The sequence below is a fragment of the Micromonospora sp. WMMA1996 genome, from assembly GCF_002573675.1.
Taxonomy (GTDB): domain Bacteria; phylum Actinomycetota; class Actinomycetes; order Mycobacteriales; family Micromonosporaceae; genus Micromonospora; species Micromonospora sediminicola.
In genome coordinates this window covers 3,128,169-3,139,240 of the sequence record NZ_PDHU01000001.1, presented here as the reverse complement: position 1 = coordinate 3,139,240, position 11,072 = coordinate 3,128,169, and the positions used below count along the sequence as shown (strand labels likewise).

At 73.8% G+C, this 11,072-nt stretch carries 9 protein-coding genes; all 9 read left to right on the top strand.

Annotated features, from left to right (window positions below; translation table 11 throughout):
- The first annotated feature begins 13 nt into the window (after positions 1-13).
- Complete coding sequence (locus COO58_RS14305) at positions 14-700, top strand: hypothetical protein (RefSeq protein ID WP_098745323.1); 687 nt, start codon at positions 14-16, stop codon at positions 698-700.
- Positions 701-704: 4 nt separating this feature from the next.
- Complete coding sequence (locus COO58_RS14300) at positions 705-4,067, top strand: hypothetical protein (RefSeq protein WP_098745321.1); 3,363 nt, start codon at positions 705-707, stop codon at positions 4,065-4,067.
- 105 nt (positions 4,068-4,172) lie between these two features.
- Complete coding sequence (argC, locus tag COO58_RS14295; protein ID WP_098745320.1) at positions 4,173-5,174, top strand: N-acetyl-gamma-glutamyl-phosphate reductase; 1,002 nt, start codon at positions 4,173-4,175, stop codon at positions 5,172-5,174.
- Positions 5,171-6,343 (top strand): bifunctional glutamate N-acetyltransferase/amino-acid acetyltransferase ArgJ, encoded by a 1,173-nt coding sequence (gene argJ, locus COO58_RS14290; RefSeq protein WP_098745318.1) that lies wholly within the window; start codon positions 5,171-5,173, stop codon positions 6,341-6,343. Before argC ends, argJ begins: the two co-directional genes overlap by 4 nt.
- Positions 6,340-7,227: an acetylglutamate kinase gene (argB, locus tag COO58_RS14285; protein ID WP_091577944.1), complete on the top strand. Its 888-nt coding sequence runs from the start codon at positions 6,340-6,342 to the stop codon at positions 7,225-7,227. Before argJ ends, argB begins: the two co-directional genes overlap by 4 nt.
- Positions 7,224-8,429 (top strand): acetylornithine transaminase, encoded by a 1,206-nt coding sequence (locus tag COO58_RS14280; protein ID WP_098745316.1) that lies wholly within the window; start codon positions 7,224-7,226, stop codon positions 8,427-8,429. The genes argB and COO58_RS14280 overlap by 4 nt, the downstream gene beginning before the upstream one ends.
- Complete coding sequence (gene argF / locus COO58_RS14275) at positions 8,426-9,352, top strand: ornithine carbamoyltransferase (RefSeq protein ID WP_098745315.1); 927 nt, start codon at positions 8,426-8,428, stop codon at positions 9,350-9,352. Before COO58_RS14280 ends, argF begins: the two co-directional genes overlap by 4 nt.
- Positions 9,349-9,864 (top strand): arginine repressor, encoded by a 516-nt coding sequence (locus COO58_RS14270; protein WP_091577936.1) that lies wholly within the window; start codon positions 9,349-9,351, stop codon positions 9,862-9,864. The genes argF and COO58_RS14270 overlap by 4 nt, the downstream gene beginning before the upstream one ends.
- Positions 9,861-11,072, top strand: a complete 1,212-nt coding sequence (locus COO58_RS14265) for an argininosuccinate synthase (RefSeq protein WP_098745313.1) — start codon at positions 9,861-9,863, stop codon at positions 11,070-11,072. Before COO58_RS14270 ends, COO58_RS14265 begins: the two co-directional genes overlap by 4 nt.

Here is an 11,072-nt window from a genome sequence, read left to right as displayed (position 1 = left end):
ATGAAGGACGCTCATGCCGGATTCGCCTTCCACCCCGCTCCTGACCTCCGTCCAGGAGGCCGTGGTGCAGGCGTACTACCCGGACCGCGTGCGCGCGGCGTCGAGCGCCCGGACCCGGGCCCAGGCCGCACAGTCCGTCGTCACCGTCTTCGCCGGCGCCCTGGTGGCGACGTTCACCCTCACGGCGCTGGCATCGGCGGCGCCGGTGACCCGGGTGGCCGGGTGCGTCGCCGTCGCGCTGTGGCTGTTCGCCGCGGTCCTGTACGTCCGCGCCATCGCGACGGTGGTGCCGCCACCGCCGACCGCCGCGCGCGAGGCGCCCGACGCCCGCTCGCTCATTGAGGAGGTCCTCCGGCGGGGAGACCGGGAGGCGCGGCAGGTCGACCGCCGGCAGACGTGGGCGAACCTGGTGTCCGTCGTCGCCCTCGCGGCGACCGTGGCGACCTTCTGCGCCGCCCTGTTCGTCGAACATCCCGACAAGACCCGACCCGGGGTGCTCATTCTCGGGCCGGACGGCCAGGCCACCCTTCGTGCCCTGTGCGGCCCCGCGGTCGGCCCGACGGTCGAGGGGAAGGTCGACGTGCGCTCGATGTCGGGGCAGTTCGTCTCCGTCAGGCTCGCCCGTTGCGGCGATCGTCGTGACGTCACCGTCCGAGTTCCGAGGAGCGCGGTGTCGGCCGCGCTGACCAGGGAGGGCTGAGCCGATGGCACTGCACAACGACCCCACGTTCCTGATCGTGCGAGGTTCGCCCTCGATCGCCTCCGACGCGGAGGCCCTGGGGAGTCGCTGCGCGGCTGCGGTCGCCCGCCTGCACGACGAGGGCGGCGCGGTGGACGCGCTGGTGCTCGTCGGCGACCTCACGTCGTCGGCCTCGGCGGACGAGTTCGCCGCGGTGTCGGCGGTCGTGGACCGAATCCTCGCCGAGTGCTGTGAGGCTCCGGTGCCGACGGAACTCCCCGCCGTCCTGGCCGTGCCCGGCCTCGCGGACCGCGCACCGCTCTCCCCGGCTCTGCCGACCGTCCGGTCGCTGACCGACTGGTGGCACATGGTGCGGGACGACTTCTGGCGCGACGAGACGCCGGACGTACGGGAGGCGATCCGGGCCGGCTTCCGGCCCTGCCTGGACTGGTACGCCGGCTACGTGCCCGAGGGCGGCTGGCAGCCCGGGCTGCTGCCCGGCGAGGGCGGCCTGGTGCTCGACACCGGAAACGTTCGCCTCGGCGTGGCGACCGTCAATACCGCCTTCCGGATGCTCACGGCCGACGCCTCGCCCGAACTCGCCACCCTGCACTCCCGTCAGGTGAGCGCCCTGACCACGGGCTGGGCCCGGCCGGTGGACGCGGTGGCGGTCGTCGCGCCGACCGGCGCCGAGCTGCCGGGGGACGCCGCGATCCCGGTGCTCCCGGTCGCCGGCTCCGAGGGCGGAAGCGGATCCGGCTGGCTGATCCCCGGCGCCGGGCCGCAGGTCGTGGTCGCCCGGCGGGTCGAGGGCGGCGTACGCCTGGTCGACCTGGACGGGGGCACCCTGCTCGACGCCGTCCGGCCCGCACCGACCCCGCCGGCGGTGGAGCCGGTGGCGGAGCCGGAGCCGGCACGCGCGGACCCGGGCGATCTGCTCGCCGAGATCGACCAGATCATGGCGACCGGGCAGGCCGTCCTGGTCCTCACCTCCGGCATCGAGGCGGAGTCGCGCGGCGAGTGGTCCAGCCCGCTCGCCAGCCCGGACGAGCTGTTCGACGCGCTGGCGGACCAGCTCGCCCAACCGATCGCGGACGGCCGGGTGACCCTGGCGGCGCTGATGCAGCGGCTGCGGCAGGCGGACCCGTCGCTGGTGCGGCGCACCATCGGGGGAATGCTGGTGGCGGACGGCACCACCATCAACGACACCGCCCTGCGCCTGCTGCTGGCCCCGTGGTACCGGGTGTACGACTGCACCGGCACGAACGTCTTCCACGACATCGCCGCCCGGATGGAGGTCGGCAGCAATGTGGTCGTGGTGGACGCGCACCGGGACCCGCCCGGCCGGGGCCGCCCGCAGCTGGAGGTCGTGGCGATGCACGGCATCGCGCCGGGCAGCGCCGCCGGGCCGGTGACGTTCGACATCGACGACCGGGGGCGTGGCGCCCGCGGCCAGTGGTTCCGGCAGTTGAAGGCGGATCTGATCACCCACCCGGTGGTGTTCGGAGCGAGCACCGTCGACAGTCGGCACCTGTCGCTCTACCTGGACACGCTGACCGGCGACGCCGGGGCGTCGGGTGCGCCCCGGCGTTTCGTGGTGGCGCCGGGCGACGACGCGACCGCCTCGTGGAAGTTGGCCGGGGCGGGCACCGTCCAGGTTCCGCTCACCGTCGCCGAGTTGGCCCGCGAGCGGCTCGGCGCCACCCGGGAGCCGATGCGTCGGGGCGCGCAGCTGCGCGCCCGGATGCGGTCCGTGCTCGACCGCAATGCCGGGGTGCAGCTCGTCTCCACCCTGCTGGAGGCGGCGCCGCCCGGCGACCCGCTGTACCTGAGGGGGACCGACCCGACGTGGGGTGACGTCGCGCAGAACATCCCGGCGCAGTTGTCCACCCTGTCGGCGATGCTGGAACGCGCCGGTTCGGCCGGGCCGCAACAGCCGGTGCTCGTGCTCAACGACCGGTCCGGCACCGGCAAGTCCACCACTCTGATGCAGTTCGCGGTGGCCCTGCACGTCCGGGGCCTGGCGGTCGGGTGGGTGGACCGGGCGACGACCAAGTCGAGCCAGGACGTCATCAGCGAGTGCGTGGAACTCGGACTGGACGCGGTCCTGATCGACGACGTCGACATCTTCGGCGCGGAGGCGGCCCGCCTGATGACCCGGCTCGGCCAGCGCGGCACGATCCTGGTCGCGGCGACCATCCGCAGCACCCGGGGTCATCTGCTCGACGAGGTGGCGGGCCTGACCCGGGTGCCACCGCTGCGGCTGACCGACGACGACCTGAACAGCCTGGTGGAGAGGTTGGAGGCGTATCGGCAGCTCGGCAAGCTCAAGCAGTACAAGCTGCACGACACGCGGGTGGACCGGCTGCGGCAGGTCTCCGACCGCGACCTGATGGCCGCGATGGTCGAGGTGATCACCGGATACCGGTTCGAGGAGCGGGTCAACAGCGAGTTCGCCCAGCTCGATCCGCGGGAGCGGGACATCTACGCCACGGTCTGCCTCTTCGAGGCGCTGCAGTACGAGGACCGGTCGTTGACCCTGCCGCAGAACGCCCTGCTGCAGATCGCCTCGGACGGCCCCCCGGACCCGGCCGTCAACCAGGCGATCGAGCGTCTGGTGTCCGGTCGCCGGATGCTGGTGCGGCGGGAGTCGGGGCACATCCGCAGCCGGCACCGGGTGGTGGCGGAGGCGATGGAGAAGTCGATCCGGGAGGACAAGGACTACTTCCTGGAGATCTTCACTCGGCTGCTGCTGTTCTACGTCCAGCGCGGCGCCGGCATCACCGACCGCAACGACCCGACCCGCCGCGCCATGGTGGCGCTGATCAACCACCGGGTGATGATGAAGTCGGGCCTGCCGGTCGACTCGGTGCGCGAGGTCTATCAGCAGCTGCACGACTACCTCAAGGACGACTTCCACTACTGGCTCCAGTGCGGGTCGTACGAGCTGGAGCGGCGGAACCTGGACCTGGCCGCCACCTACCTGGAGACGTCCCGGGGCTGCGACGGCGGCCAGGACCACTTCAAGGTGGTCACCACCTGGGCGATGGTGTGTCTGCGGCGGGCCAGCGCCCGCCCGACCGACAACGGCCTGCACGAGGTGGCGGTGGACGCGTTCCGGGAGCTGGAGCGCATCGCGAAGCAGGAGGGCGACCGGTCACCGCACACCATCGTCACGATCGTCCGGGACGGGACGAGCTGGCTGCAACGCGGTGTGTTCTTCACCGAGGACGAGCAGCAGAGCACGGCGCGCCGGATCCTGCGGTGGATCGAGATCGGGCACCGGTTGCTGGCGATGAACGGCGAGTTCCGCTCGGCCGCCGAGCACTGCACGGGTCCGCTGGAGCGCATGGTGCGCGCGGAGGACGAGCGGGCGATACCGCTCTGACCCGGCTCCGCCCGACAGAAGCGTACGTCCATGCAGTGGGCTGTATGAACTTGCAGTGAGGGTGCGGTCCTGCTAACCTTCGTGCATAGTCATGCGGAGGGCAGTATGGGCATTCGAGTAGCGGTGGCGGGGGCGAGTGGATACGCCGGCGGCGAACTGCTGCGCCTGCTCGCCGGTCACCCCGAGTTCGACCTGGTCACCGCCACCGCGCACAGCCAGGCCGGTCAGCCCGTCGCCGCCGTACACCCGCAGCTCGTCGGCCTGGACCTGGTGTTCGGGGCGACCGAGCCGGCGGCCCTGGCCGACGCGGACCTGGTCTTCCTGGCCCTGCCGCACGGCCAGTCGGCGGCGCTCGCGGCGGCCCTCCCCGACAGCGTCGCGGTGGTCGACCTCGGCGCCGACCACCGGTTGCGCGACGCGGACGCCTGGGCCCGCTACTACGCCGGCGCGTACGCCGGCGCGTGGACGTACGGGCTGCCGGAGCTGCCCGGCCAGCGGGCGGAGATCGCCGCGGCCCGGCGGGTGGCCAACACCGGCTGCTACGCCGTCGCCACCATCCTCGCCCTGGCGCCGCTGATCGCCGCCGGCGCGGTACGCCCCGACGACGTGGTGGTGGTCGCCGCCTCCGGCACCTCCGGCGCCGGCCGGGCGGCGAAGGCGCACCTGCTCGGCAGCGAGGTGATGGGCGACCTGTCGCCCTACAAGGTGGGCGCGCACCAGCACGTGCCGGAGATCAAGCAGGCCAGCGGCGCGGCCGGCCTGTCGTTCACGCCCGTCCTCGCGCCCATGCCGCGCGGGATCCTGGCCACCGTCACCGCGCTGCCGACCGGTGACGCCGACCCGCGCGCGGTGCTGGCCGCCGCCTACGCCGACGCGCCGTTCGTGCACGTGCTGCCCGAGGGGGCGTGGCCGCACACCGCCGCCACCGCCGGCTCGAACTCCTGCCACCTCCAGGCGACCGTGGACGTCGACTCGGGGCGGGTGATCGTGGTCAGCGCCATCGACAACCTGGGCAAGGGCGCGGCCGGCCAGGCCGTGCAGAACGCCAACCTGATGGTCGGTCTCCCCGAGACCACCGGTCTGTCCGTCTTCGGAGTAACCCCATGAGTGTCACCACCCCCCGCGGCTTCCGCGCCGCCGGTGTCGCCGCCGGCCTCAAGACCTCCGGCGCCGGTGACGTCGCGCTGGTCGTCAACGACGGCCCGGACGCCGGGGTCGCCGGCGTGTTCACCGCCAACCGGGTCAAGGCCGCCCCGGTGCTCTGGACCCAGCGCGTCGTCCACGGCGGCGTGGTCCGTGCCGTGGTGCTCAACTCCGGCGGCGCGAACGCCTGCACCGGCCCGGCCGGCTTCCAGGACACCCACGCCACCGCCGAGCACACCGCCGCCGCGCTCACCGGCAGCAGCCCTCGGCTGATCGTCGGCGCCGGCGAGGTCGCGGTCTGCTCGACCGGCCTGATCGGCGAGCGGCTGCCGATGGACAAGCTGCTGCCCGGCGTACGCGACGCGGTGCGCGGACTGTCCCGCGACGGCGGCGGACCGGCCGCCGAGGCGATCATGACCACGGACACCCGACCCAAGACGACGGTGGCGCGCGGCAGCGGCTGGACCGTCGGCGGGATGGCGAAGGGCGCCGGGATGCTGGCGCCGGCCATGGCGACCATGCTCTGCGTGCTCACCACCGACGCGGTGGCCGGCCCGGACGTGCTGGACGCCGCGCTGCGGGCCGCCACCCGGGTCACGTTCGACCGGGTCGACTCCGACGGCTGCATGTCCACCAACGACACCGTGCTGCTGCTGGCCAGCGGCGCGTCCGGCATCGAGCCGACCGAGGCCGAGCTGACCGCCGCGGTCACCGCCGCCTGCCACGACCTGGCCCAGCAGCTCCTCGCCGACGCGGAGGGCGCGACCAAACAGGTCGCCGTGGACGTGGTGGGCGCGGCGTACGAGGACGAGGCCGTGGAGGTGGGCCGCGCGGTGGCCCGCAACAACCTGGTGAAGACCGCGCTGTTCGGCAACGACCCGAACTGGGGTCGCATCCTCGCCGCCGTCGGCACCACCGCCGCCACGTTCGAGCCCGACGACGTCGACGTGGCGGTCAACGGGATCTGGGTGTGCCGGGCCGGCGCCGCCGCCGAGGACCGCGCCAAGGTGGACCTCACCGGCCGCGACGTGACCATCCGGATCGACCTGCACGCCGGTGGCGCCGCCGCCACCGTCTGGACCAACGACCTGTCCCACGCGTACGTGCACGAGAACTCGGCCTACTCCACATGAACCTCACCGCTGACCTCAGCCAGGCCCAGGCCAAGGCCGCCACGCTGATCGAGGCGCTGCCCTGGCTGGCCCGCCTCGCCGGCGCGACCGTCGTGGTCAAGTACGGCGGCAACGCCATGGTGGACCCCGCGCTCCAGCGGGCGTTCGCCGCGGACATGGTCTTCCTCCGGTACGCCGGCCTCAAGCCGGTCGTCGTGCACGGCGGCGGCCCGCAGATCTCCGCCATGCTGGGCCGCCTCGGCATCGCCAGCGAGTTCCGGGGCGGCCTGCGGGTCACCACCCCCGAGGCCATGGACGTGGTCCGGATGGTCCTCGTCGGGCAGGTCGGCCGGGAGCTGGTCGGCCTGGTCAACGCGCACGGCCCGTTCGCGGTCGGGCTCTCCGGCGAGGACGCCGGCCTGTTCACCGCGGTGCGCCGGCCGGCGTACGTGGACGGGGAGCCGGTCGACGTGGGGCAGGTCGGCGACGTGGAGTCGGTGAACGCCTCCGCGGTCACCGACCTGATCGCGGCCGGCCGGATCCCGGTCATCTCCACCGTCGCCCCGGACGCCGACGGGGTGCTGCACAACCTCAACGCGGACACCGCCGCCGCCGCGCTCGCGGTCGCCCTGGACGCGCGCAAGCTGGTCGTCCTCACCGACGTGCCCGGCCTGTACGCGGACTGGCCCGACACGTCCAGCCTGATCAGCGAGATCACCGCCGACGAGCTGGCGACGCTGCTGCCGTCGCTGGAGTCGGGCATGGTCCCGAAGATGGAGGCGTGCCTGCGGGCGGTGCGTGGGGGAGTACCCGCCGCGCACGTCGTCGACGGCCGGGTCGCGCACTCCACGCTGCTGGAGGTCTTCACCTCGGAAGGGTTCGGAACGATGGTGATCGGCTCATGAGCACGCTGGTGCGGCGCTGGCGCGCCACCATGATGGACAACTACGGCACACCGCCACTGGCGCTCGTCTCCGGCTCCGGCGCCGTCGTGGTCGACGAGGCCGGCCGGGAGTACGTGGACCTGGTCGGCGGCATCGCCGTCAACGCGCTCGGCCACGCGCACCCGGCCGTGGTGGCCGCCGTCACCCGGCAGGTCGCGACGCTGGGGCACGTGTCGAACCTGTTCGTCGCCGAACCGCCGGTCGCGCTGGCCGAGCTGCTGCTGGCCCTCGCGGGCCGGCCGGGCCGGGTCTTCTTCGCCAACTCCGGCGCGGAGGCCAACGAGGCGGCGTTCAAACTCTCCCGGCTCACCGGTCGACGCCACGTGGTGGCCGCCCACGGTGGTTTCCACGGCCGGACCATGGGCGCGCTGGCGCTCACCGGTCAGCCGGCCAAGGCCGACCCGTTCCGCCCGCTGCCCGGCGACGTGACCCACGTGCCCTACGGCGACGTCGACGCGCTGGCCGAGGCGGTCACCGACGCCACCGCGATGGTGATCCTGGAGCCGATCCAGGGGGAGAACGGCGTGGTCGTCCCGCCGCCGGGCTACCTCGCGGCGGCCCGGCGGATCACCGCCGCACGCGGCGCGCTGCTGGTGCTCGACGAGGTGCAGACCGGCGTCGGGCGTACCGGGCACTGGTTCGCCCACCAGGCCGAGGGCGTCGAGCCGGACGTGGTCACGCTGGCCAAGGGGCTCGGCGGCGGCCTGCCGCTCGGCGCGTGCCTGGCCTTCGGCCCGGCCGCCGACCTGCTCACCCCCGGCTCGCACGGCACCACGTTCGGCGGCAACCCGGTCAGCTGCGCCGCCGCGCTCGCGGTGGTCGCCACGATCGCGAACGAGGGGCTGCTCGACCACGTCAAGCGGGTCGGCGAGCGGCTGCGGCGCGGCGTCGAGGCGCTCGGGCACCCGCTGGTGCGCGGGGTGCGCGGCGCCGGCCTGCTGCTCGGCGTCGAGCTGGCCGCCCCGGTCGCCGGCACGGTGACCGACGCGCTGCGCGCCGCCGGTTTCCTGGTCAACCCGGTGCAGCCCGGCGTGGTCCGGCTCGCGCCGCCGCTGATCCTCACCGCCGCGCAGGCCGACGCGTTCCTGGCCGCCCTACCCGCCGCGCTCGACGCGGCCGCTCCCGCGCCGACCGGACCCACCGCCACGGAGGCCCTCGCATGATCCGCCACTTCCTGCGCGACGACGACCTCACGCCGGCCGAGCAGGCCGCCGTGCTCGACCTCGCCGCCCGGATGAAGGCCGAGCGGTACGCCCACAAGCCGCTGGCCGGGCCCCGGTCGGTGGCGGTGCTGTTCGACAAGCAGAGCCTGCGCACCCGGATCTCGTTCGACGCCGGCATCGCCGAGCTGGGCGGCCACCCGCTCGTCGTGGACACCCAGGTCACCCACTTCGGTCGGGGCGAGACGCTGGCCGACGCCGGTCGGGTGCTGTCCCGCTACGTCGCGGCGATCGTGCTGCGGACCCACGGCGACGACCGGATCGCCGAGGTGGCGGCGCACGCCACGGTGCCGGTGGTCAATGCGCTCACCGACACCTACCACCCCTGCCAGCTCCTGGCCGACCTGCTCACCGTGCGCGAGCGGTTCGGCGCCACGGCGGGCCGGATCCTCACGTACGTCGGCGACGCGGCGAACAACATGGCGCACTCGTACCTGCTGGCCGGCGCGACCGCCGGTATGCACGTGCGGATCGCCGGCCCGGCGGGGTTCCAGCCGGACCCGGAGATCGTGGCCCGGGCGGAGAAGATCGCCGCCGGCACCGGCGGCTCGGTCCGGGTGCTCGTCGACCCGGTCGAGGCGGTCCGGGGCGCGCACGTGGTCGCCACCGACACCTGGACGTCCATGGGGCAGGAGGCCGACGGGCTGGACCGGATCACCCCGTTCCGGCCCTACCAGGTCGGCGACGCCCTGCTCGCCCACGCCGCGGCCGACGTGATCGTGCTGCACTGCCTGCCCGCCCACCGCGGCGAGGAGATCACCGACGAGGTGCTCGACGGTCCGCGCAGCGCGGTGTTCGACCAGGCGGAGAATCGCCTGCACGCCCAGAAGGCGCTGCTGACCTTTCTCCTGGAGGCATCCACATGACCGCCCCGCTGACCCGCGCCGCGCGGCACGCCCGCATCGTCGAGCTGATCCGTGACACGCCCATCCACTCGCAGACCGAGCTGGCCGACCTGCTCGCCGGTGACGGCATCCAGGTCACCCAGGCCACGCTCTCCCGGGACCTGAAGGAACTGGGGGCGGTGACCGCGCGCGGCGGCGACGGGCGGGGCGTCTACCTGATCCCGGAGGACGGCCACCGTCCGTTGCGCGACGCCGAGGGCGCGCCGGCCCGGCTGGTACGCCTGCTGCGGGAACTGCTCAACGGGGTCGACGCCAGCGGGAACATCGCCGTGCTGCGCACCCCGCCGGGCGCGGCCCACTACCTGGCCAGCGCGTTGGACCGGGCCGGCCTGTCCGAGATCGTCGGCACCATCGCCGGCGACGACACCATCCTCGTCGTGGCCCGCGAGCCCGACGGCGGCGCGGCACTGGGCGACCGGCTCGCCGCCTGGGCCCGCCGGGACGAGAACGTCGAAGGGAACTCCACACCATGACCGAGCGGGTCGTCCTGGCGTACTCCGGGGGTCTCGACACCTCCGTCGCCATCCCGTACCTGGCCGAGCAGACCGGCGCCGAGGTGATCGCGGTCGCGGTCGACCTCGGCCAGGGCGGCGAGGACATGACCGTCGTCCGGCAGCGCGCCCTGGACTGCGGCGCCGTCGAGGCGGAGGTGATCGACGCGCGGGACGAGTTCGCCGCCGGATACTGCGTGCCGGCGATCCGGGCCAACGCGCTCTACATGGACCGCTACCCGTTGGTCTCCGCGCTGTCCCGGCCGTTGATCGTCCGGCACCTGGTCGCCGCCGCGCGCCGGCACGGCGGCACGATCGTGTCGCACGGCTGCACCGGCAAGGGCAACGACCAGGTCCGGTTCGAGGTCGGCCTGGCCGCGCTCGCCCCCGACCTGAGGATCGTCGCGCCGGCCCGGGACTTCGCCTGGACCCGGGACAAGGCGATCGCCTTCGCCGAGGAGAAGGGGCTGCCGATCGACGTCACGGCGCGGTCGCCGTACTCGATCGACCAGAACCTGTGGGGGCGGGCCGTGGAGACCGGCTTCCTGGAGGACATCTGGACCGCCCCGGTGGAGGACCTCTACGCGTACACGTCCGACCCGGCCCTGGAGCGCGACCCGGACGAGGTGGTCATCACCTTCGACGGCGGCGTCCCGGTGGCGATCGACGGCGAGACGGTCACCCCGTACCAGGCGATCCTGGACCTCAACCGGCGCGCCGGCGCCCACGGCGTGGGCCGGCTCGACATGGTCGAGGACCGGCTGGTCGGCATCAAGAGCCGCGAGGTGTACGAGGCGCCCGGCGCGGTCGCCCTGATCACCGCCCACCAGGAGCTGGAGGCGGTCACGGTCGAGCGGGACCTGGCCCGGTTCAAGCGCGGCGTCGACCAGCGCTGGGGCGAGCTGGTCTACGACGGTCTCTGGTTCTCCCCGCTGCGCCGGGCGCTGGACGCGTTCGTCGACGACGCCCAGCGGCACGTCACCGGCGAGGTGCGGCTGACCCTGCACGGCGGCCGGGCCGTGGTGACCGGGCGGCGCTCCGAGGCCAGCCTCTACGACTTCGGCCTGGCCACCTACGACACCGGCGACACGTTCGACCAGTCGCTGGCGAAGGGTTTCGTGCGGTTGTGGGGCCTGCCCAGCGGCCTGGCCGCCGCGCGGGACGCCCGGTTGGGAGAGGTGAGCTGGTGA

Excerpts from the sequence above, each read along its gene's own strand:
- COO58_RS14305 (WP_098745323.1), top strand. The coding sequence starts at position 14 with ATGCCGGATTCGCCTTCCACCCCGCTCCTGACCTCCGTCCAGGAGGCC.
- COO58_RS14300 (WP_098745321.1), top strand. The coding sequence starts at position 705 with ATGGCACTGCACAACGACCCCACGTTCCTGATCGTGCGAGGTTCGCCC.
- argC (WP_098745320.1), top strand. The coding sequence starts at position 4,173 with ATGGGCATTCGAGTAGCGGTGGCGGGGGCGAGTGGATACGCCGGCGGC.
- argJ (WP_098745318.1), top strand. The coding sequence starts at position 5,171 with ATGAGTGTCACCACCCCCCGCGGCTTCCGCGCCGCCGGTGTCGCCGCC.
- argB (WP_091577944.1), top strand. The coding sequence starts at position 6,340 with ATGAACCTCACCGCTGACCTCAGCCAGGCCCAGGCCAAGGCCGCCACG.
- COO58_RS14280 (WP_098745316.1), top strand. The coding sequence starts at position 7,224 with ATGAGCACGCTGGTGCGGCGCTGGCGCGCCACCATGATGGACAACTAC.
- argF (WP_098745315.1), top strand. The coding sequence starts at position 8,426 with ATGATCCGCCACTTCCTGCGCGACGACGACCTCACGCCGGCCGAGCAG.
- COO58_RS14270 (WP_091577936.1), top strand. The coding sequence starts at position 9,349 with ATGACCGCCCCGCTGACCCGCGCCGCGCGGCACGCCCGCATCGTCGAG.
- COO58_RS14265 (WP_098745313.1), top strand. The coding sequence starts at position 9,861 with ATGACCGAGCGGGTCGTCCTGGCGTACTCCGGGGGTCTCGACACCTCC.